A 22585-nucleotide genomic window follows, 5' to 3' on the forward strand; every position below is an offset into this window, starting at 1 on the left:
ATTTTTATTGTCTTGCTCCGATATTTTGATCAGTAATTTTTATTTTGGTAATGTTGTTTAGATCTATATCAATAATTGTCCCTGTATCTCCATAGCAGACTAAATGTGTATCTATGACTTCTACTTTATGGATTGGGTTTGAAAACGTAAAAAAGATGGCCCAATTTAATTCTCCGTTTACTGTTGTTGATGCGACATAACCTTCATTTCCCATAGCGCCATCGCCAAATACAAATTTTTGATTTTCATATTCAAAAGCTCCATGAAAAATACTAACTTCTGTCCAGATATCATCATCATATTTTTCAATTCCCTCTAATGTTGTGTCACATAGAGGTGACCAATATTGTTTGGTTTTTCCATTATTCGGATCGTAGGTACTGTATACATTTCCTATTACAAAATCTCCCTCTCCCATGACGATACAATCAAAACCTGGCAAATAGCCTTGTTTCCATTTTTCTTGTATTTTAGGATGCAACATATATTCTAATTCATCAAAATTTATTTTTTCTATTTCTTGTAAAAAATGGTTAGGTAAATCTTCTAAAAATTGTCTTACCTGGTTTAGTTTATCTGTTACTAAATCGACGTCATTAAGTCTTCTAATTTCTATTGTTTCTGTTTCCTTTGGTTCTAACAACTCATTGAAAGAACTGCACAATTGGCACTTAAAATGAATGTATTCTGTACCTACACTTAAATAAACCAATGCATTTAAAAAATGTGGTTTTACGGTTTCGTTTGACCATTGATACTCATCAAAATCTAATTCTAATCGCCATTGCTTATTTAATCCCCAAGCGGCATATTCAAACTGGCAAATAATAGGCAAAGGATGGTTAAACTGTTTTTCTTTTAAAATTTGCTCGTATGCAGGATCTATATTTTGTTTTATTTTGGTTAACCGTTCACTTAAAATTGCATTGAGTTCTGTATAAAATTTACTTTTTTTTACACTTTCTAAATCATCCATATTCCTAAATCAATTTTGTCCAGCTTTTATAATACCAATCGTCTTTGGCTGGTAGTTGATGATCTAAGCAATCAAAGGTTTCTTGTACAGAAAAGATGTCTCCTTTGTCTACTGCTTCGGGTGTCCATAAATCCAACAAATCATGTTTATCTTTAACTTCTTTAAGTTTTTCTTTTACCTTTTTAAAACAATATATATTACCAAACATACCATTTCCAAAAGGGCTATAATTAGAATACTTACAGCTTAAACAGGTTTTTAAATAGATGTTTTCTGGTAATTGATTCTGTAAAGCTATTAAGGCATCTTCGATCCATTCTAGTTTCTTTTTAATCATAAATTCACCAAAAGAAGTGATCAGCGTCAAACTGTTAAGTTCACTATCTAAACCATCTATGGTCGTGGTTTCGCCCACTTCAATATTAGCGGTTAGATTTTCTATAAAGATTTTATCTGTTTTAGTGTTAAAGAGTTGTATTGGGATCGTTATGGTTAGTTTAAAATTGGTTACATCTCCAGAGCCGTCTTGAAACATTTCATAATCAAATTTGGTATCATCAATTTTATTTGCTGTTAATTGATCAAAATCCGGACCTTCAAAATCAATACCTCTCAAATTAAAAGACATATCACTACCATCAGACTTTATATAGATAGTTTCTGCTCCTCTTTTATCTTGGTATGTTGCCACGTATTTTCGCATAGTACTTTATTCATTAACAGGTTCTATCCCCTTTTCGGGGTTGTAATCAGGAAAAATATAGTAGTTCTTTAATCCTACATTTGCACTGTCTTTTACCAAGGTTAGCATTGATTTTTCTGGAAATTCTTTTGGTTCATAAACTATAGAGTAGGCAATATTAAGGGTATCTTCTTCTAGTGTGATGAGCTTTGTAATAGGTTCTAAAAATTTGTATTGTACTATTTGTATTTTACTGCCTCCTACTCTTTTTATGAATTTAGCAATTACTTTTATAGTATCTTGTTTATGAGTGTAAGGGTTAAAACTACCTCTAGCTTTTTGCTCTTGTTTTATGTTGTATTGCAACGTACTATTGGTATTAAAATAATCGTCGATTATTTTTCGGTGGCTACTCGTATGCTTATCAGGAGTTATCGTATAGTTTGAACCTCGATAACCTTCTCTCGTATCAAAATAAACACTACCTATTTCCTTTTTGTACGAAAACAAATCATGAATAGTATAATCGGTACTGTATTCGTGTTGGGTATATTCATCAATTCCGTCGCCATATTTAAAAAAAGTCAATCTCCAACTCGCATTTTTGTTTTGAATCAAAAAGGAGTCCTTCTTTACATGATTAACTACAAAACTGTCTATTTTAATTTTGTGATGCTCGTTATTTATATCATAATTTTTCACTACAAAAAAATCATTTCTTCTTTTAGAGAATTTTCCATTAACTGCAGCAGTATCAATATAAATTCTATCGGGTTTTAAATGGAATATTTTAAAGGTTTTATCTGTTACTTCGTTTTTACAAGAAATGAAGCTCATAAGAAATAGTATACAGATTAATCGGGTGGTTTTCATAGAATTTAGTTAATGATTTTTTCAAATGCTACTAATATCTCTTTTATATCGTTTAGCGTTTCTTTTTACTCTTTCCCTACATCTAAACCGTCATCTGAAACAAATTCTTGATGTATATGCTTTTTAGCTTCTTCAATTCTCATCTTTTGCTTTTTTTGTTGACTGTCTTTCTATTTTTTTCCAGTGATGTAATTCTTTTGCAGGAATATCATTAAATCGTTTTATACGACCATCACAATAATGTTGGTAGATTGCATTTTCCAAAGTTTCTATTTCTTCTAGTTCCTTGTCGTCAATCAAAGCATCATTACAGAAAGGAACCCCTAACTCTCTTCTAAGAAAGTATTCTCTTTCTTCTCTATTTTTAAATTTTCCTTTTCCTGATTTTAATTCAATAGTAAGTTTTGTGTCTGTAGTAATTGTATATGATTTTTCAAAAGGTTTATAGTTCATTCCGAATACACTAATCTTAATGTTATGGTTCACTATTTTTTTAGAGCATACTTCCCAAATACCTATTCCATCATAATCTGTATCAATTACATCAATCCTTTTATTTCCTGAATTAATCACGATAACTGCTATAGGAACTTCGGTATGTGAATCTGCATCGATAACTTTAAAAAAAGTATGTAGTATTTTGTTTTTACTATTTGTGGATTGAGCCCTACAATTCAAAAAAAGTAATAGTGCTGATAGATATATTAGTCCTACTATTTTCATCTTATATTATTTAAGAATAATCATCTGGGTCGTTTCTGTACTCTACTAATTTTCGTACATAATTCTTTAAAAATCGTTCCTTTTCAATGACATCTAATTTTCCACAATTTTCTACGTCTTCATAGGTTTTGGACCATTCTAGTGCTTTTAGCAATGACCAAATGATATGAATTCCTGCTTTATAGGCTTCGTTTGTGATTTCTGGGTATATTTCTTTTATGTTTTCTGGTATTTCTTCACTTTCGGTTATCAAACCAAACAGATCGGATAACAATAATTCAGAATCTTTTAGGCCTAACCCTTGCTTTTTTACTTCATCATCTCCTTGTTCTATATCGGGCCTTTGTTCTACCCATGTTAATTGTTCTACCGTTGGCCACATAAATTTTGCAGTAGAGCCATGCAGGAGCAAACCTGATTTGATACGGTTTGTAACTTTTTCTAACTGCTGCTTTGTTGTCTTTTTTTGAGAATATTCACTTAATAAAGACAATAGTATTTGTTTTCCGCTTGCCATAGTATAAATGGATTAGTATCCTGAAATATCTATAATTTTAAGATTTTGCTCTACAATTTGTTTGTAGGTTCTTCTAGCATTCCTATTTGATCCGTATACATTGTCCCGTTTTGCTAATTTCTCTGTTAAATCATTTTCGTTTTCTTGCGAAACGATTAATTGAATTGATTTTTTACCTTTTTTTAGATCATCCAATCGTTCAATTAAAATTTTAATGGTTCTTTCTACATAGCCTACTTCTTTAGGGTTGATTTGATCTAATTCATCTATTATCATCAAACAACTATTATCCTCTTTACGTAATATATCGTGGTGCGAATACACCAATTGTAATGCTGGAAAAGGCGGGTATCCTGCTGTTTTGTAATCAGGGTTATACATTTTTACTTTTTTAATAAAATCTGCATAATCGTCTAATCTTGTTATTCCTCTTGGTGTTCTAACCACTTCTCTATTAACATCTTCTATCAGATTGTTAATAAATAGCCTTCTATCGATTTCAGATCTCCCAATAATTAGCAGGTGCTTATTACGATATAATTCCTTTTTGGCTTCTTCTAGCATCCTTGATTATTATTTAATTCTGACTCATGACGAATTCCTTTTTTGTCAATACGTATATTCCATTTACAGCTGGTAAATGCACCGCTGTTATTGGGTTCTACTGTTCCACATGCAATTAAATTATCTGGTTTTCCAAATTCGTCTTCATCTTCCATATATACGCAGATTTTCATTCCTTCTTTGAGTTCTATTGTATTTCCGTTTGCGTCTTTTTTGAAATCGGTTTTTGATAACAGTACCAAATCACATGTTATCATTGCATTGAAATCAATATATATTTTTCCTTCTTTTTGCATTTTATGATTATATCCTTATACCTTGAAATTCCCATTCGAATGGTTTGCCTAATGATTTTAAGGATTTAAGTTGTTGTATTTCAATTTTTTTCTGAAGATCTTCTTCGCTTTTTTCATCCGTCTCATCATCGAAATACATCCTTGAGGTATTCATTTTTTTAGTGATAAAATTAACCTTGTAATCAGTTTCTTCGCCAGAACCTCTATGCCGTTCACTTGATTCATAAGCTATTAATTCAAAAGCCTCATTTTGATATCTAAATGTATATTGATGGTCTGACATTTGCCAACTACCCGCGCTGTACCAAAAATGAAAATCAATCTGTAAATCTCCATTATCAAGGATTTTTACACCATCAAAGGGTTCATCCATTGTTGGTGAATCTCGTAATATGATGAATTCATTTGACTGTAGTTTTTTTTCAAAAACATGATCTGATTTTCCAAAATATATCCCCAAGACTCTTGGGTTCAGGTCAAGTGTATCAATTCCGGGACCATCATTAAATTCTAAATTTTCTGGTAATGTATTTTGTATTGCAAAAACTATATCATCTATATCATCATTATTTAAATCCCCAGATGAAGTAGATAAAACTTTCCACCCCTGGGGTATAAGATCACTTAATTTTGTGCCTGACCCAGGTAATTCTACAGGATAGTCTTTTATTTCTGTTTTAAAAAAAACATCATCGCCTTTGTGATTAATTATCTTATAGATAAATGTAGTTTCATTTATCCAATAAAACTCTTTGATGGTGCAGATATCGTAATTATTATCAAACTGGGTTAAATACGTAAACTCATCGTTTATCTTTTTTTGCAAAAAATAAGTAATACATTCATGCCCTCCAAAAATACCATTTAAACGATGTGTATTTTGGGGTGATGGAATTATATACTCGGGATTGCCTATAGTTAATTCAGTTTCTCCAGTTTGGATTGAAAAACAGACATCGATAGTATGTCCTCCTTCTAAAACTAAAATATCATATTCTGGATAATATCCTGACCAACCTGCAGCAAATACATAATCCTCTGCACTATTTTGATTTACACTTAGTTTTTGTCCATTTTTTGTTTTAATGCTTTTAATTAAATCATCTCTTTTATGTTCTTCACTTTCAAATTTAGTAGTCCATTCTATGTGATTTTTTAGCATCTTTTTAATAGAATCCAGGCTACCTATTTTCTTTGGCTTATGAATTTGTCTGGATGATTTCTGTTTTAATTCATTAAATTCGAAACTACTTATTTGAAATCTATTTATGATACTATCATTTATTATTATTTTTAAATAACCATCAAATACATATCCTTCTTTTTCGAATGGTTCGGTTTCTTTTGATACTAAATACAAATAGTTGTTATATTTTATTTTTACCCAGTTTCCTGTGATTATTTTTCCATTATCATTAATGGTCATTTTTTTGTTGGTATCGAATATTTTTTCTACTAAAACTCCATATGGAATTTTAGCAACTTTTGCCGATAACAAATCACTGCCAGAACGTACATTTAAGCCGTTTTTAGCATTTATAAAATAATACTCTTGACTATATATGTTCAGAGAAATAAAAGTTGTAAAAATGATGGTAATTATTTTCAATTGTTTTTCTTTATCTGTTTATATATGAGTGTTCCTGTAAGAAACACTCCTAAAAGTGCTAAAATGCCATATACTTGTTTTGCTTGCTCGTAATAAACAACACCATCTGGGGATAAAAACCTGCCATTAGCATTGTATTCGATATTGGCTCTTTGTAAAAACATCCCTATACAGAAAATGGTTATTAACCCTAGTATTATAGTTAGTATAGACAGTGCATGTTTCATTTGTTTAGTTTAAATTAGTTAGTAGGTTATATGTCCTTTGTCTTCACCCCACCGTCTATTACTTTCTAGGTAGATTAAAGTTCCTTTATCGTCATATTGGTAACTGCCTATTAGTTCTCCATTCAATTTCTTTTGAATGAAGTTTCCATTAGTATCATATACAAAATCCCAGTCTTCAAAGGGAAAATCTGGATAATGTGTGTATGTACTAATTTTAATAATTCTATTTTGAGGGTTGTAGTGATAGATTAAACGCGTGTTTTTGAATGTTTTATTTCGCCATGTTTTTACGTCACTAACTTTGATTATTTTATTGTGCTTATTGTATTCTAATACAATTTTACTTCGCTTATTTTTTATGATTTCTGATAGTAGTCCTTTGTTATTGTATCTATAATCCAGATCGTTTTTACCATCTTCTGAGGCGGTTACAGATGCAATTAATTTATCATCCTGGTACTTGTACTTTCTGGAACAGGATATTTTTTTGGATTTCGCATTGCGATAACACTTTTCAATTAACTGCCCCTTGTTATTATATCTAAATACACTATTTTCTTTTTCTATCAACAACCCATATTTATTGTATTTATAGAGGTTTTCACCTCCAAAATGATAGTCATCTCCATCTGCAATATCGTTTGGACAAATTTCTTTATATCCTGTTTGTAAGCCTAAATCATTATAAAAGTAATTTACAGAGCAAAGTACTATGCCTGTATCAACATATCGATGTGTATATAAATAGGTAGGAAATGTTTCTTCTGAAATTTCTATGTGCTTCGGAATTTTCCCATCGTAGATAATATCTTGTACTTCCTTTGGTACTCCATAAGGAGTAGATTTTTTACTGTTTAAATTAACGATCTTTCTTAACTCACCTAAACTAGTATAAAAGTAAATAGAATCGTTTTGCTTTTTTATGGCTATGGTGTCGTTTTCAAAACGAACAATTCCATTTTGCTGCGCATAACTATTGAATTTAAAAAATAATAGTAATGTAATGACAAAATTTACTCTATATATTAAACAGTACCTCATGACCATATTAAGGTTTATACATATGTATGGTTTTGAACGCTTTTTGTTCGTCAAGAGTTAATTCAAGCCCCCTAAAATCCCATATTTCTCTAGAATTCACTTCATATTTCTTTGGATATAGGACATAATAATATTCTTTACTATGGTCACTATAGCCAATTTTTTCGTTAAGATCAAACTCCTTTTTTAGTTCTGTTTTTAGCTTATTGACATGCACACCACCACTTCTTCCAATTGCATTAACTACTTTTTTGTAATTCGTAATTGTTAATTCTCTATCTTTAATTACTTTGGCACTAAAATTTGCTTCCAAATAGTACCAGTATGCTAATCCTCCAAGCAGTATTGTTGAAATTGCAAGTAAGAAGGTTAGTAGTTTTAGTTTCATTTTGATTTTAAAGGTTTATACCATTTTTAGTATGTAACTAATTTAAGCTTATTTATGTTACTGTACTATAGTTAACCTATATTCGTAGAGGAAGAATTAATATTTGCAAAAAATCGATTCTTAAAAAGTTTTCTTGTTATTAAATACGAGAAGATTGTTCTAAATCTGAAGTTATCATTTGATCGAAATCAATATACTTATGATCATTTCAATACTTATTCGATTTCAAAATTATGTATCCAACAGTTTAATGCTTCTTGCAATTGCATATAGTCCTTGTTGTATTTAACTGCTGTAGGTAATAAACCTAGTTCTTTTGCATCATTACTTTTATAATACATTTCTAATTCACTCAATTTAAACTCAAGGAATTTTATAATGCATTTTAATTGCTTGCCAGAAAATAATGAAAATGGTTTGGTATATAATTGTTGGTACCCTAATGAATCTTGAGCGTAATCGGTAATCGTTTGTAACCTATTTTCAATATCAGGGTCAGAACAGCCATTCAAAAGTCCTTCCTTTTGCAATTGTTGTTGTTCTTTTTGAAAAACTCCTATGGCATATAGTAAAAACATGGGCGTATGAAAACGCATTCCTTTGGCATCAAAAAATGTTAATGAACTACTACATTGATATAGATGAATTAATGGGATATTATTCCAATCTTCTTTTTCATCTTTAGCTCTTAGTTTTTTACATTCTAAATCACTTACTCTATCATCATGTCCTTGTGCTTCCCATAGACCTATTCCATCTTCGAGTTTCACCTCTTTAAAAGCTTCACTTATTTCTTGGATTAATACTTCTTTGTTACTCATTTTCAAGGTTCCTGCCTATTGTTCTTTTTATTGTCTAACCAATGTGCTATACTCTTAAAATCGCTTTCAGAAATTTTGCTTCCACAGTCTACTCTGGTGGTTTCTCCTCCTTGTCCTTTTTGATATTGAATATCAAAGTTGTTTTTATCTGAATTATATCTAATATACACCATTGGCAGATCATATCGTTTATCATAATTTTTACCTAATGAAAGCCCTAATGCATAATGTGATTGGCTAGGATAATAACGCTTCCAGAAACCAATTTCTTTACACTCTTTTATGAACTCAAGAAGCGGTTTTAATTCCTTTTTTTCAACTTCAATCCATAATATACACCATTCGACCATAATGTTCCATTGTACCTGTTTATCATCAGATTTCATTCCGTTAATTATTTCGGTATAGCGATCTCTACTATTCATACTACAGGATTACTCTTTCCAACGGTATGGATTTTCTTCTACCAGGGAGAAGGAAGTTAATTGAAAACTATTTGAGCTTAATCCTTCAATGTCATTTATATTTTCAAAGGTCAATTCAACACCACTTTTTAATCGTAATAAAACCCCCAGGTTATCGGTTTTCTTTTTATAATCAATATCGTGTTCGTTTAGTTTTGTTATCACAAATAAGAGGTTGAGTTGGCTAACATCTTCGAAGATCCATTTGTTTAATTTTAGTTGATTACTGCTATCTAATTTCCCATCATACCAATAATCTGAAAATATCAAATAGAGCTTTTTGTTTTCAAAATGTAGTTCAATCCCCCCATAGGTCCAGATATTAATCTCTTCTGTCAAAAAATCAGCTCCAAAACAATCTGGGTCGGGAAAGTTGTTTACAATCCATTCTTTGGTTTGTCCCAGTTTTAGATAGTCAAACTTTCCTATCTTAAAAAACTCTAACAAATCAATTTCTATAGGTGTTTTTAGTTTCATCTGTACTTTTTATGGTTTTTTAGAGCGTTGACATCCGCGTTTATTCTATTTGAATTCTTCCTGTACATATCAGTTTTAGATATTTCCAAAAACCGAAGTGGTATTTTTTTATTTCTTTTAGCTCGATTGCTTCATAAATTTCGTCAAAATTTTCGTAGAACAATCCGTTTATTTTAAATGAGGTTCTGGATGATTTATCTACAAGATGAACTGTCCTATAATCTTCATACCGACCATATTCTACAGATTTTATATATCCCTTAAAGTCTTGTAATCTGACTGTTTTTCCTAAAGGATAATATATCGAACGCCACCTGATTGTTTGGGCTTCTCGATCTATAACGATGTATTTAAAGTCTTTAAAAATAATGAGCACTACCATTACGATTAGACTCAATAGGAATACCATGAAAAGTAGAAATGTTTCAACGCCTTCATATAAAAGTGTTTTTAGAAGTAACCCTATGAGTAAGAGCAACCCCATTGTGCTTAGGCTCATGGATATGAACCATAGGATAAATCTTAATTTAATTTTGCTTTTCGTCATTTTAATACTTCGGGAATTTTATCAATTTTTTCGAAAGAAATAATTTTTGCACAAGCATAACCACCAAAAATTAAGCGCTTTGTTTCATAGTTGAACTTTATGGTGTAGTTCTTTTCCTTCATTTTTATTGGGCTTTCGGGATGAAGCTTCTTGAAATCTATTTTAGATATATACAGCCATTCTATATCTTTATTTTGTGTTCTTAGGAATATTCTTTTTTTTCCTAATATAGATTCTAATCCATGTCTAAAAATATCCTTCTGCCCCAGGTCAATCATTTTATATTTTACTTCTGATGCTCCTCTAATTATTTTAGAGTGAACCAGTCGGTATCTTACCAAAATAAGGGTTAATAAAACTAAAAGCGCTATGATAATAAATAGTATGATTTTCATTTTTTAAGACTTTTGACGTACCAGATACAAGATCAGTTTTGTTTTTTTAGTGATACTAACATCTGTTGTATTTTATGATTGCATCTCACAGATTACATATAAACTATCAAATTGATGACTATAGCTTTATATACTATTCATTATTCCTGTAAATACGTTGTGTGTTTTATTACAACTATGGCAATTTATATCTCCTTTAAAATATTTAATTAATGGTTTTAGCGAATTAATATTCATTATGCCAATTGGTTTTTCTAACCACTTAAGACTTACATTAGATTCGTTTAAAACAATTCTTAACTTTTCTTGGTTTTTGTTGGTAGTAGGATCTCTACTATACGCATTTAAAACATTTTCTTCATTCCATAAGAAGGTTTCTTCTTCGCAGTTAGGACATACAAAAATATATTCGTCATTTATATTGAAGGTTTTAAATATTTCAGCTTCTTTATGTCTTTTTATTGAAACTAAAAATGCTATTAAATAAAATCGTTTGGACTCCTCATCTAAAACCTCAGTATTACGTGCATAATCATTTACTAAGCTCTTAAACTTTTCCATAGCATCAATAAATGTTATCTGAATGCTATTTTTTTCCTTTTCATCAAGATTATGCTCTTTGAATATTTGTTCTAGATATAATATGTTGTCAAGGTCAATTAAAACAACTCCCAGAGAAGCTATTATATCGAGATTAAATTCAATGTTATCTGACTTCTCAATTATTTTTAATAAATGAGGTACAGTAGCAAGTGTATTTTCATATACTGACCCTTGATGATAAATGTGTTCCCAGATTAATTCATCTACAATTTTTTTATCCAAAGTTTTTGAAAGCTTGTCAATTAGCGATGGTATTACTTCAGAGTTCCCATATGGGCTACTTAATTTTTTCCAAATATGTAATTCATCTAGTCTTATCATTGTTTATGAGTTGTAGTTATTCAACATACGAGTGTTCGAAATTTTATTTTTATGTAAGTTCAGCCGTTTTTACTGCTCCTGTTTTTTTACTATTCTTCTTTGTAAAATGAATCGATTAAATGAAACATTTCTTGTCTGGTAGGATTTAGAGGAAACTCCTTTTCTAAAACTTCTTCAAAAAGTAATCTATAATCAGCTACAAGATTGGTAAAATCCTTTTCTGTTAATTTGTTAAAATCTTCTACACTATCGGGTAATGCTCGGGATAAAATCTCATCATATACATCTTCTTTGGGAAAATGACTGTTTTGCCAATCATCACCTGTATTTTCCCAAATAGATACAAGGCCTAATACTCTTAATGGGTCACCACCAATAAATTTACGATTGCCTTTAACTGCACAGAAATCCCCAAAATATTCTTCTCTTTTGTCTGGTATAAGGAAAATTTTATATCCTTTAGATAGTATAATTCTTAATGCAATGTTATACGTGTTCATCGCATCTACAATAGTGCATCCGTTTTCCATGTTTCTAATAGATTTTGACTTTAAAACTCATCTCCTTTGTTCCATATATAGATTTCTTTAGGTACTGATTTTTTTTGTTGAACTTCATACCAAACCGTAATCCAGGTTTCTTGATCTTTTTCCCAGGTAAGTTCATCTATTACAATAGATTCGTTTTACCTTTCTTTTTGGCTGTATTTATTGGTAATAGTATTTCTAAATTCTCCATGGGCGTCGTGTAAAGTAAATTGTTCTATAGAAGAAGGTATACCGTATTTATGTATGGCTTCTACTTTTGTTAAAAGCTTCAATTCTTGAATAGATATACTATCTTTTGAATTTTCTATTTTTTCAATTGTTTGATTACTATTAGTTTTAGCTTCTTTTCCGTTTTGAGCACAAGAGCTGACTATGACTAAAATTATATAATAAATATGTTTCATTTTTAGGTTTTTATCTCTTGATTTTTTCATGGCTACTTTTCCTCCTTAAAAACATACTCAACTACTTTTCCATTTAAATGTGTTATGCTTGCAATAAGTTTTTTATCCCTTAGCTCTAAAGACAAATGCTCTGCATAAGTACCTTTTGTTTGTTCTAGAATAAAATCAATACTGATTTCCTTACTGTACAACAATTCCCAGTTATAATTTCCTATCTCGTATACTGATTCTTTACCACAGGTTGATATTTCTACTTCTGATACCTTTACTTGTTTTTTATCAAAAAACAACGATAAATAGATTTCACTACCTGCGCAAGGATTGTCATCGGGTGTTTCCTCGCAGACAGCTCCAACTTTTGCTATGAGTTTTTTGTTTAAGTGATTTTTCATTCCCTGGGCATGAGATGATAAACAGCATATGCAAAACAGTATCATTACTACAATAATCTTTTTACTACAGATAGTAAATTTTATATTTTTTTTCTTACACATAATTAATGTAATTCTATTTCCCAATCTTTATAAGGAGGTTCTACTTCAAATTCTGGATCACAATACGAGCGAAGGTAATCTACCGCTCTTTTTTCGGCATATTTTGCATTTAATACGTTTCCGTTTTCGTCTAACTCAACCACATTAGCAAATATGGCAAAGACTTGCTCTATAGCACTAGGTTCTTTTCCATACAGTTTTAGGTAATCAACCCCTTCTAACTGATAGTGTGTACCACTTGCCATAAAATAGGCAAAGGTTCGTAGTGCACCGCTAAATGAATTGCTTAGTCTCATGTGTTTATTGTTAGAATTAAATTTTTACCCAACCAATGATACTTTGATCTTTTTCTTTTAAAATCACTAAAAACCACTCGTTTTGTTTTTTTATAACAGTTACAGCTTTGTTTTCTATGACTCTTATCTGGTTTCCTGTTTTGAGATCTCCCGTACAAGGATCTGTTTTCTTTTTATCATCTGTAACAGGTTGCGTTCTTAGTGTTCCTGAAATTATTTTCTGTTCGAATGTCTTATTAATTACACCCATTTTTGTATCCGAATAGAGCGCTATCGTGTTTTCGGTAAGGATATTATCGCTATTAATAACAAGCACTGACAACATCGTCATATCAAAGCAACCTATAGCACTACTTAAAACATACATAGTAGTTTTTTCTCCTTCTTTTAGGCTAACTAATGCTCCTGAACCATTCCATATTTCAACAAAATCATTACCTTTTTTTATGAGCAATACAGTTGCATGATAATGGCGATTATCTTGATAGATGATATCTTTTGCTCCATCATTATTAACATCTACTATATGTATGTTTTTGCTATTGATATCAAACACATCTGTATCGCCATTTTTGGTATAGAATTTAGCATTTTTAATGGCTAGAAAACCAGTATTGTCCAAAAGGAATTTACATTCTGATGGATTTTGTAATAACTGCAATTGTGTTTTTAAACTGCTGTCTTGAGCATATCCCGATAAAGTTAAAAACAGGTAGTATATACCAAAAAAGAAAACCTTGTTTTTCATGTATTCTTTTTTAAATATTCTTTTCCATTAAATTGTAATACTGTTGTTGCAGAGGAGGTTTTATTTTCTTCATCACATTCTCCATTTTCATCTACAAAAGTTTTACTTTCCAGAACCGTGCTTTTTACAATAATATCAAAGTATGCATTAGTCTTTTCTTCAGACATAATGAGTGTGTTTTTTATACTTGTGGATTCTCCAGCACATTGGGTATCCCATTCTCCACCATAATCCTCTACGTCATAATTATGTAACACTTTTTTTAAAGTATCTCCCGACTTTACAAACAAAGAAATAGTTCTGTTACTATATGGGTTTGGTTTAGACATACCATAATGAAATACTCGTACCCCAAATGCTCTTGTATTTTGGGCAACGATGTATGGGGCGGTATCAATTGAAATTTCTGAAAGTACCACTGCATCAGAAACCCAGCCATTTGTTTCAGAGCTTTCAAAATATTTGTAGATTATTTTCCCAGTGATATTATTAACTACAATTATATGGCTATTTAACTCAAAATGATACTCATCATTATGATCATCTACATATTCTGGAATAACGATGATAGTTTCTTTAGGGTTGTTAGGCATTACTTTTGTAACCAATAAATCGGTATTAACCTTAGAAATCTCTAAATTAAGTTGTTGTATTGCGCTATCAATAAGGTTTTCTTCTTGAGAAATAGGTTCTATTTTTCCGTTAGCTTTTATTTGAAATGATGCTGTTTCTACTTTCTTTTCATCAATCCATAGAATGTTATTAACGGTTAACTTGTTTTCCTCAATTTTGGATTCAATTCTCGATTGACCTTCGGCTATTTCATCATAAGAGATAACTTTAGAGTCGATAAGATCTCCATTCGAGTCGTAATTAATTAGTACCGACTCCATTTCGTGGTCGCCTTTAAGAATAGTTACTACTACAGAATAGAATGCTTTAGATAGTTCTATTCTATAACAATTTATTGCTCTATAATGATGACTTTCTTTATTAAAATTAGGATATATTTTTTCTAATTTTAACGCTTTAACATCTACTTTTTTATAATCATCTTCATCAATAAAGCTATCAAAATTTGTAGCGTCTATTAGTGGGGTTGATTTGATTTTAATTTCGCTGATGATCTTGTTAAAACTTATAGTATCTACCTCTTTAACGGGGTCGATTGATTCTGCAACAGCATCTTGCACTTTTACAACGATTTCTTCTTTTCCTTTTGCCTTTTCAGAACAAGAGGTTAATACAAGTAAGACTAGAATGTATAGGTTTTTCATTTTTTTATTTTTTTCAATTATTTGAAGAGTACTTTTTTCTAGATAACATCAACAACTTTTTCTAATATATAATGTACTACCCCAACAATCATAGCAATACCAAGAAGTAATATAAACCGGGTAATTGTTGCTTGTATATTGTTTTTTAATTTCTTTTTCAGGTAAAAAACATCCAAAATAATAAATAAAAAGGCCATTACACCTCCGATTCTTGCACCTATATGAAGTAGGCCTAAATTGTAAAAAATATGGAACAAGTACCATAGTCCTTCAGAAGGTACTTTGTTGGGACCTAAAAGAATACGCATATAAACTATACCTAGTATAAGCGATACTGCTATCCATATTAAGTAGGTAAAAATTTGCTTTAAGGCTTTCATAGTTTTACTTTGGGTTTACTCTTTATTCAATAACTCCATAAGATTATATTTTTTATTTAAACCAGGAAGTGCGGTCTTACCCAAATTTGTTTGTATTTCTGAAATACAAACGTCATCGTATTTACTTCCTTTATAAACGCTTACAGGCTCTAATGTAATGATATCGTTAGTTTTAAAAATCGCATTCACTTTGAATTCTTGCACTAAAGGTGTATCCATTAAAACTACTGTTTCTATGTATTTATGATTAACATATACTTTTACTTCTTTAACTCTAGTGTTCTCATAAAAAAGCGCTTTTGATTTTACGTACCCATTGATTAAACTTAGCTTTATAGGGTTCATAATAACCTCATTTGTATTCAGCAATTTTTTGTTTGAATACTTACCGCTTAAAAAAGATTTATCTGGGTCTAACTGTATATTTATTTTGACTTTGGTATTAGGTTTAAAAACATATGCTGTTGAATAATCGGTATCCGAGATATTTGTAATCGGATATTTTTCATTCTTAACGTTAGAATTTATTTTATAAAATAAATTCTCAGTAAAAGTTAAATCTGCATTTGAGCAACACCTCCCAAATAGTTTGTCAGACCAGGCACTATGCTCTTCAACTAATTCTTGTTTGTAATAATCGAAAATCGTGGGCAGCTCATCATCAATATATCTTTTTATTTCGTTTATGCTTACAGAATCAATTGTCGCTAAGGTTGCCTTTCGGTTTTCATCCAACCCTGAAGTAACTATAGTATTACTTGTATCTATTTTAATAGCGTCAACAACTGGTATATTGGTATCTTTCTTTTTATTCGAATTACAAGCTATACATACTAACAATAAGATTACTAATTTTATTTTCATTCGAATGAGTTCAATAGATTTGTATACTAAGTAAGTTAGTATAAAAAATAAACATACTTACATAGCAGCTTTATTAATCACTCCTTCTAGTTCTTGAAAAGCTTTTTCCTGAGAAGGAGCTAATACTGTTTCCTTTATTTTTCCAGCAATTATTTCAATTATACTTCTTCTTGCTTTAACACTTTTTCCAAAATAAGCATTCATGATCGAACTTGGTATGATATGATTTATTTTTATTGTATTTTCTTCTGCAAAATATAGTTTTACTGCATGCATTGCACTTTTTTTAAGAACAATACATTGTGCCATTTGCCCGTTGGCATCTGTTCTAACTTCCCAGTTATCATAGTTTTTATAACATTCAAAAGAAGATGTTGTTTTTAAAAAGTCATAAAGTGTATCTAACGAATTGTACTGTTTCTGGACTGTAATTATTTTTTCCATTGATTTATTTTTTTTGATTTTAGGTAGTTCTAAATATTAATAATCCATTTCAATAAGGCTACCATCTAACTTATAATTAAAAGTAAAAGTGGTTCCACCGTTTTCTGGTTTCAACATTACTATATATTCAGTTTTGGTTATGTCTCCATTTTCTGGGAATTTTATAAATGCTATATGCAAAACTGAGTTTTTAATATTCTTTTCGGTTTTTAGTTGTACACTAGATTTTTCTACTAATTCTCCTAATTTTGAGAGATTAATCTTTTCGTTTAGCTGAAACATAAAGTTTGCCGCCTTGCTACCATCAGGAACTTCAAGAGTGATTTCTGAAGTTTGTCTCCAAGAATCCTGAGATAAAAGCCATTCTCCCATTTGTAAAGATTCTGGTGCTTCTGTAACGGTAACTCCAATAGAATTTCCTAGAGATTCATTATAAATAATATTCAAATTCGTGAAATAGGCATTTTCGCCAAACTTGCTTTTTATTTCTTTTTCTATGGCTTCAAATCCTTCTGCATTGGCTGGTTTCTTACTAGTTCCCCCACTACATGAGATTAGCATAATTAATACTGTTACTATTACTGTAAATTTTAATACTTTCATTTTTAGTGTGTTTTTAGTTCATTTCAACACAATAAAAGTATATCGTATGTTTAGGATAGGAAATAGGAAATCTATTTCTGTAGTTTTAGAATACATAAGTGCGATACTTCAAAAAATATCCGCATTAGAAAGAAGTTTAGTTCTTATTCCAATGTAAAAAAGCGTTTAAGAAGTGTTCCTTTCTTCGGGAAGATACTGGTATTTTTTTGCCATTTTTTAAATAAATAACACCCGATTTATCATACTTGTCTATAAATTTTAAGTTAACCATAAATGATTGGTGTGGCCGTGTAAAATTAGCTTTAGAAAGGCGTTCTTCAAATTCTTTTAAGGTTTTTGAAACCATATACTTTTTATTATCACTACAATGAAAAGTTGTATAACCTTTGTCTGACTCACAAAATAGTAATTCGTTTAAATTTACCACCTGAAAACTATCATGAAGCGATAATATTAATGTAGAGTCTTCATTATTCCAGACCTCTTTTACCGTTTTTATCTGCTTTTTTTGTTCTGTTATTGGTAATGCTATGACTTTTTGTAATGCTATTTGTAATTCATCTACATCTACAGGCTTTAATAGATAATCTACAGCACCAATTTTTAAGGCTTGTAACGCATGTTCTTCATAGGCCGTAATAAAAATCACTTTAAAGTTTAGATTTTCTGTCTGCTTTAAAAAATCAAACCCAGTACCATCGGTAAGATTTATATCTAAAAAAATTAATTCTGGTTTACAGGCGTTTGCTACAACAACAGCATCTTTTACCGATTCACATTCCCCTATTACTTCTATTTCGGCATCTATTAATTGCAATAGATTAAGTAAGCCTTTTCTAATGTATTCCTTATCTTCTACTATTACTGTTTTCATTGTACTTCCTTTATTTTATAAGGGATGATTAAAGTGACTAATGTTCCTTGCTCGTTATATTTCTTTCTATCTTCAACGGTAACCGAACTTTTCATTTTGAAATCTTTGGATAATATTTTTAATCGTTCAGAAGTTATCGTTGTAGATAATGATTTTTTATTATCCTTTTTATTTTCTTTTTGAGAGTCGACCCCAATACCATTATCTGTAATGGTACATATCAAATTTTTATTAGCATAAGATAGGTGAACATCAATTATTCTATTTTCTTTTTGATTTACAAACGCATGCTCTATAGCATTTTCAACAAATGGTTGAATAAGCATAGGAGGTATTTCAAACACAGATACGTCTATAGTAGCCTCTACAAAAACAGTATATTTATAGGTTTTGTTTTCTAAATTCTGAAGTGCTAAATAGTTTTCTATAGCAATTAATTCTTGAGAAAGCGATACTGTTTTGTCTCTAGAGTTTTCTAATATAATACGCAGTAATTTTGAAAACTTTGACAGATAAGCAACTGATTTTTTTTCTTCTTTATTCAATATCATTCCTTGTAAAACAGAGAGTGAATTAAAGATAAAATGAGGAGTCATCTGTGAGCGTAGCAATTTCTGTTCGATGATGATATTTTGAGTTTTGGATTTTTCGTTCCTTAATTTTAAAAAGAAAATTATTGCTCCTAAAAGTAAAGTTGTCGTTAAAAAAGCAATCACCCCAAGTAATAAATTTCGTTGTGACTTTTCTAAGTTATTGGTTGTCGTTTTAACTGTTTGCGTAAGTCTTAGTTCTCTTTTCTCTGCAGATTCTAACTCGTTTTTGTACTTATATTCATACTCTACTTCTGTAATTTTCTGAATATTCTCTCTATTAAAAAGACTGTCGTTTAATATTTTTAGTTGTTGATTACTTAAAAGGGCTTTTTGATGTTCTCCTAATTCATTGTTTATTATAGAAAGTAACTCATAGGCATCACGCTGATGCTTTAAAAGTTTATATGTATTGGCTAGTTGAGCTGCTTTTTCAGCATTAATTAATGCCAGGTTACCTTTTTTCATATAGTAATATACGTATGCCATTCCTACATACGATTCTACTAATTCGTATTGCTGTTGATTAACAGAAGTAATTTTATTCGCCTCTTGAAAATTAGCTAAAGCTTCAGAATATCTTTTCATTCCCAAATATGCAAAACCTAAACCATTAAGACTAGTCGCTAAATGTTCATTATCTTGAATTGCGCTACTAAGCTTACTTGTTTCCTCAAAATAAGAGACAGCCTTAGCAAATTCCTTTTTATCGATATAGATGCCTCCCATATTATTTTTTATGGCAGTGATACTTTTGCTATTACGATTAGCCTGTTTAATAGCTAAAGCCTTTTTATAAAAATCCAGTGCTTTATCATAAAGTTGTTGTTGTCTATAAATATTTCCGATATTATTTAACGATTGGAAAATACTAAGGGAATCATTAGATTTTTTGGCTATGTCTAATGATTTATGGTTGTATTCTATTGCCAGAGGATAATTACCTTGATCAAGGTACACTATAGCTATTGAATTGAAACAGCTAAGTATTCCGTATTCATTTTTATTATTTGTATATACTTGTAGTGCTTTTTTAAAATTACCTAAAGCTTCTTTATGTTTTCCCATATCAGAGTAAATACTACCAATATTATAGAGGTAATTAGGCATATTCTTTTTCACTCCCAGTTTCTGATCAATTGCTAAAGCTTTTTTATAATATTCTAAGGCGAGTTTTTGATTCCCCTTATATTTATTTAGAACTCCCAAGGCATTATTACAACCTGCAATACTTTTTAAATCACCTATTGAAGTATATAACTCAATTGCTTTTTCATAATTAGCAATAGAAGTTTTAAAATTACCTTGTTCCATATGAGTAATCCCTTTCATATAAAAACTACGAGCTTTTCCTTTTATGGATTTTATTTCATCGGCAAGTTTCCCTGCTTGTTCGGCATATGCTAATGATTGAGAAGGATTATTTCTATAGTGATAATAAGCTAAATGATTAAGGATTTTTACTCTAACGGTATCTTTTTTGGTATAGATTTTTAGTTCTTTTTTTAAACTGTCTATTTTTTTATTCTGAGATAAAACAGTTGCAGAAAAAGACAAGAAGCATAATAAGTAAATAATAGGTATATTTATTATTTTCATAAAATAAAGAACGGTTATTAAAATTTTAAATCAAAAAAATAGAGAATCATTCTACTCGATCTTGCTTTGTAGATTTTGATAAAAACACTAAAAAAGAATTTGTATTAAGGTAAAAAAAGAGAAAACGTTCTTACACTATAATAGTTAGGAACAGGATTATAAATCCAAAAATTTTGCCAAAGTTTATTCCTTATAAATATCTTAAGATTTAAGAATCCAATTAATTACTATATTTGGCAAATGAGAATGAACATTTGGAAAAATATAATTACTCTTTTTTTTCTATCCGCTTTTCTATTTCTTAGAATTGTTAATGTACATGCTATTTCTCATTTTTCTGATGACGATGATCAAATACATTGTGAGTTGTGTGAAATTATCGCGGTATCATATAAACTTACTCCTTTTACAGATAGTACATTTGTAGAAGTAGAACAAAAATCTGCGATAGATTTCCATGAGTACAAAATCAATTTTTGTTACGAAACATCGCAATACAGTATTACACTCCCTAAAAGCATCTATAATAAACCTCCGCCCAAATATTTAGGGTAGTTGCATTTTATTTATGAAAATTTTCTTTTTGTATGTTGATATTTACAACGATATGATTTTATAAATCATATCATAGTGTATACAATAGATCAATTACCCTTCTCTGTTAGTCAGAAAATTTTCTTCCAACTTTTTTAGTATTTAATTTTTTTTAGTCATGAAAAAATTACCAGTTACTGTATTGAGTGGTTTCCTAGGTGCAGGCAAGACCACATTGCTTAATCATATTTTACATAATAAACAAGGGTTAAAAGTTGCTGTGATTGTCAATGATATGAGTGAGGTCAATATAGATACTCAGCTCATACAAAATGAAAACAGCCTTTCTCGAACAGAGGAATGCCTCGTAGAAATGAGCAATGGTTGCATTTGTTGCACCCTTCGAGAAGACCTGATGATAGAAGTCGAAAAATTAGCTAAGGAAAACAGATTTGATTATCTAATTATCGAGAGCACAGGTATTTCAGAACCTATTCCTGTGGCTCAGACCTTTAGTTTTGCAAGTGAGGACGGCAGTATCGACCTAAGTCGCTTTAGTTATGTCGATACTATGGTTACCGTAGTAGATGCATATAATTTTTTGAAAGACTTTTCGAGTGCCCAATATCTCTCGGATAGGCAGCTTACTAATATTGAGAACGATGAGCGTACGATTGTAAATCTACTTACCGATCAAATAGAATTTGCAAACGTGATTTTACTCAATAAAGTAGATCTGGTTACCAAACAAGAATTAAAAAATGTATATGATATTCTTCAAAAATTAAATCCGGGAGCCAGAATATTTCCTACCAAAAATTCACAAATAGCATTACAGGAAATTATCAATACAGGGTTGTTTAACTTTGAAGAAGCCGAAAATTCTGCAGGTTGGATACGAGAACTCGAAAATGAACATGTTCCTGAAACCGAAGAATATGGTATTGGTTCCTTCGTATTCCGCAATAAAAAACCGTTTCATCCAGAACGGTTCCTCGACTATGTTTCTAACCATTTTCCTTCAAATATTATTCGAAGTAAGGGTTTGTTTTGGTTGGCCTCTCGCAGTAATCAAGCCTTAATCTGGAGTACGGCAGGAGGCTCTACAAAAATTGACCCCGCTGGGGTATGGTGGGCATCTATGTCATTTGCAGAACGAATCAGCTACCCTTCCTTTCTGGATAACCAAAAATTAATAGAGTCAGATTGGATAAACCCTTTCGGGGATCGAAAGATAGAACTCGTCTTTATTGGGCAGCATCTCGATGTTACCACGATAACTCTACAACTTGAAAAATGTTTGCTTACCAATGAGGAGGTGCTGGATTGGAAAACAGGAGAGTTCTCTAATATCGATAATTGGCCCATCCCAAGCTATCAAGATTCAAACATATAAATAATAGTAT

General features: G+C 30.5%; 31 protein-coding genes. 2 read left to right on the forward strand and 29 right to left on the reverse strand.

What is annotated here, in order from left to right:
• Nucleotides 1-4: 4 nt before the first annotated feature.
• From NNL09_RS03810 to NNL09_RS03950, 29 genes are all read right to left on the reverse strand, one after another.
• Nucleotides 5-976, reverse strand: a complete 972-nt coding sequence (locus NNL09_RS03810) for a hypothetical protein (protein ID WP_196909181.1) — start codon at nt 974-976, stop codon at nt 5-7.
• A 4-nt stretch (nt 977-980) separates the two neighbouring features.
• Nucleotides 981-1667 carry a DUF6304 family protein gene (locus NNL09_RS03815; protein ID WP_196909182.1) on the reverse strand — a complete coding sequence of 229 codons (687 nt, stop codon included), beginning with the start codon at nt 1665-1667 and terminating at the stop codon, nt 981-983.
• 18 nt (nt 1668-1685) lie between these two features.
• On the reverse strand, nt 1686-2531 hold the full coding sequence (locus tag NNL09_RS03820) for a hypothetical protein (RefSeq protein ID WP_196909183.1): 846 nt from the start codon (nt 2529-2531) through the stop codon (nt 1686-1688).
• A 132-nt stretch (nt 2532-2663) separates the two neighbouring features.
• On the reverse strand, nt 2664-3254 hold the full coding sequence (locus NNL09_RS03825; RefSeq protein WP_196909184.1) for a hypothetical protein: 591 nt from the start codon (nt 3252-3254) through the stop codon (nt 2664-2666).
• Between the two features lie 10 nt (nt 3255-3264).
• Nucleotides 3265-3771, reverse strand: coding sequence for a hypothetical protein (locus NNL09_RS03830; protein ID WP_196909185.1), 507 nt, complete (start codon nt 3769-3771; stop codon nt 3265-3267).
• A 12-nt stretch (nt 3772-3783) separates the two neighbouring features.
• Nucleotides 3784-4335 (reverse strand): AAA family ATPase, encoded by a 552-nt coding sequence (locus tag NNL09_RS03835; RefSeq protein WP_196909186.1) that lies wholly within the window; start codon nt 4333-4335, stop codon nt 3784-3786.
• Nucleotides 4329-4631, reverse strand: coding sequence for a hypothetical protein (locus tag NNL09_RS03840; protein ID WP_025663124.1), 303 nt, complete (start codon nt 4629-4631; stop codon nt 4329-4331). The genes NNL09_RS03835 and NNL09_RS03840 overlap by 7 nt, the downstream gene beginning before the upstream one ends.
• Nucleotides 4632-4638: 7 nt before the next feature.
• Nucleotides 4639-6240, reverse strand: a complete 1602-nt coding sequence (locus NNL09_RS03845; protein ID WP_196909187.1) for an SH3 domain-containing protein — start codon at nt 6238-6240, stop codon at nt 4639-4641.
• Nucleotides 6237-6467, reverse strand: a complete 231-nt coding sequence (locus tag NNL09_RS03850) for a hypothetical protein (protein WP_196909188.1) — start codon at nt 6465-6467, stop codon at nt 6237-6239. Before NNL09_RS03850 ends, NNL09_RS03845 begins: the two co-directional genes overlap by 4 nt.
• An 18-nt stretch (nt 6468-6485) precedes the next feature.
• Entirely contained in the window at nt 6486-7508 is a 1023-nt protein-coding gene (locus tag NNL09_RS03855) for a hypothetical protein (RefSeq protein WP_196909189.1), read from the reverse strand.
• A gap of 7 nt (nt 7509-7515) precedes the next feature.
• Nucleotides 7516-7896, reverse strand: coding sequence for a hypothetical protein (locus NNL09_RS03860; RefSeq protein WP_196909190.1), 381 nt, complete (start codon nt 7894-7896; stop codon nt 7516-7518).
• A 215-nt stretch (nt 7897-8111) separates the two neighbouring features.
• Entirely contained in the window at nt 8112-8717 is a 606-nt protein-coding gene (locus NNL09_RS03865; protein ID WP_196909191.1) for a DUF6714 family protein, read from the reverse strand.
• A gap of 2 nt (nt 8718-8719) precedes the next feature.
• On the reverse strand, nt 8720-9142 hold the full coding sequence (locus NNL09_RS03870) for a hypothetical protein (RefSeq protein ID WP_025663129.1): 423 nt from the start codon (nt 9140-9142) through the stop codon (nt 8720-8722).
• A gap of 9 nt (nt 9143-9151) precedes the next feature.
• Nucleotides 9152-9658, reverse strand: coding sequence for a hypothetical protein (locus NNL09_RS03875; RefSeq protein ID WP_025663130.1), 507 nt, complete (start codon nt 9656-9658; stop codon nt 9152-9154).
• A gap of 40 nt (nt 9659-9698) precedes the next feature.
• Nucleotides 9699-10067 (reverse strand): hypothetical protein, encoded by a 369-nt coding sequence (locus tag NNL09_RS03880; protein ID WP_196909192.1) that lies wholly within the window; start codon nt 10065-10067, stop codon nt 9699-9701.
• Nucleotides 10068-10201: 134 nt separating this feature from the next.
• A complete protein-coding gene (locus tag NNL09_RS03885) occupies nt 10202-10600 on the reverse strand; it encodes a hypothetical protein (protein WP_196909193.1) in 399 nt (132 codons plus the stop codon).
• Between the two features lie 126 nt (nt 10601-10726).
• A complete protein-coding gene (locus NNL09_RS03890) occupies nt 10727-11524 on the reverse strand; it encodes a hypothetical protein (RefSeq protein ID WP_196909194.1) in 798 nt (265 codons plus the stop codon).
• Nucleotides 11525-11613: 89 nt separating this feature from the next.
• Nucleotides 11614-12054 (reverse strand): hypothetical protein, encoded by a 441-nt coding sequence (locus tag NNL09_RS03895; protein ID WP_196909195.1) that lies wholly within the window; start codon nt 12052-12054, stop codon nt 11614-11616.
• Nucleotides 12055-12209: 155 nt separating this feature from the next.
• Nucleotides 12210-12506 (reverse strand): hypothetical protein, encoded by a 297-nt coding sequence (locus NNL09_RS03900; RefSeq protein ID WP_196909196.1) that lies wholly within the window; start codon nt 12504-12506, stop codon nt 12210-12212.
• Between the two features lie 2 nt (nt 12507-12508).
• Nucleotides 12509-12868 carry a hypothetical protein gene (locus NNL09_RS03905; protein ID WP_025663136.1) on the reverse strand — a complete coding sequence of 120 codons (360 nt, stop codon included), beginning with the start codon at nt 12866-12868 and terminating at the stop codon, nt 12509-12511.
• Between the two features lie 104 nt (nt 12869-12972).
• The gene (locus tag NNL09_RS03910; RefSeq protein ID WP_196909197.1) at nt 12973-13266 is read right to left on the reverse strand and encodes a hypothetical protein; all 294 of its coding nucleotides are present in this window, start codon (nt 13264-13266) and stop codon (nt 12973-12975) included.
• Between the two features lie 16 nt (nt 13267-13282).
• On the reverse strand, nt 13283-14014 hold the full coding sequence (locus NNL09_RS03915; protein WP_196909198.1) for a hypothetical protein: 732 nt from the start codon (nt 14012-14014) through the stop codon (nt 13283-13285).
• A complete protein-coding gene (locus NNL09_RS03920; protein WP_196909199.1) occupies nt 14011-15291 on the reverse strand; it encodes a hypothetical protein in 1281 nt (426 codons plus the stop codon). The genes NNL09_RS03915 and NNL09_RS03920 overlap by 4 nt, the downstream gene beginning before the upstream one ends.
• Nucleotides 15292-15329: 38 nt before the next feature.
• Nucleotides 15330-15671, reverse strand: coding sequence for a hypothetical protein (locus NNL09_RS03925; RefSeq protein ID WP_025663140.1), 342 nt, complete (start codon nt 15669-15671; stop codon nt 15330-15332).
• Between the two features lie 15 nt (nt 15672-15686).
• The gene (locus NNL09_RS03930; protein WP_196909200.1) at nt 15687-16535 is read right to left on the reverse strand and encodes a hypothetical protein; all 849 of its coding nucleotides are present in this window, start codon (nt 16533-16535) and stop codon (nt 15687-15689) included.
• A 57-nt stretch (nt 16536-16592) separates the two neighbouring features.
• A complete protein-coding gene (locus tag NNL09_RS03935) occupies nt 16593-16979 on the reverse strand; it encodes a hypothetical protein (RefSeq protein ID WP_196909201.1) in 387 nt (128 codons plus the stop codon).
• A gap of 36 nt (nt 16980-17015) precedes the next feature.
• Nucleotides 17016-17582: a hypothetical protein gene (locus NNL09_RS03940; RefSeq protein WP_025663143.1), complete on the reverse strand. Its 567-nt coding sequence runs from the start codon at nt 17580-17582 to the stop codon at nt 17016-17018.
• 136 nt (nt 17583-17718) lie between these two features.
• Nucleotides 17719-18456 carry a LytTR family DNA-binding domain-containing protein gene (locus tag NNL09_RS03945; RefSeq protein WP_025663144.1) on the reverse strand — a complete coding sequence of 246 codons (738 nt, stop codon included), beginning with the start codon at nt 18454-18456 and terminating at the stop codon, nt 17719-17721.
• A complete protein-coding gene (locus NNL09_RS03950) occupies nt 18453-20645 on the reverse strand; it encodes a tetratricopeptide repeat protein (RefSeq protein WP_196909202.1) in 2193 nt (730 codons plus the stop codon). Before NNL09_RS03950 ends, NNL09_RS03945 begins: the two co-directional genes overlap by 4 nt.
• Nucleotides 20646-20885: 240 nt before the next feature.
• Between NNL09_RS03950 and NNL09_RS03955 the strand changes: the two genes are divergently transcribed.
• Both NNL09_RS03955 and NNL09_RS03960 read left to right on the forward strand, forming a co-directional pair.
• A complete protein-coding gene (locus tag NNL09_RS03955; RefSeq protein ID WP_152538232.1) occupies nt 20886-21200 on the forward strand; it encodes a hypothetical protein in 315 nt (104 codons plus the stop codon).
• Between the two features lie 157 nt (nt 21201-21357).
• On the forward strand, nt 21358-22575 hold the full coding sequence (locus NNL09_RS03960; RefSeq protein WP_196909203.1) for a GTP-binding protein: 1218 nt from the start codon (nt 21358-21360) through the stop codon (nt 22573-22575).
• The last annotated feature ends 10 nt before the right edge of the window (nt 22576-22585 follow it).

The organism is Aquimarina sp. EL_43, assembly GCF_943422735.1.
Taxonomy (GTDB): domain Bacteria; phylum Bacteroidota; class Bacteroidia; order Flavobacteriales; family Flavobacteriaceae; genus Aquimarina; species Aquimarina megaterium.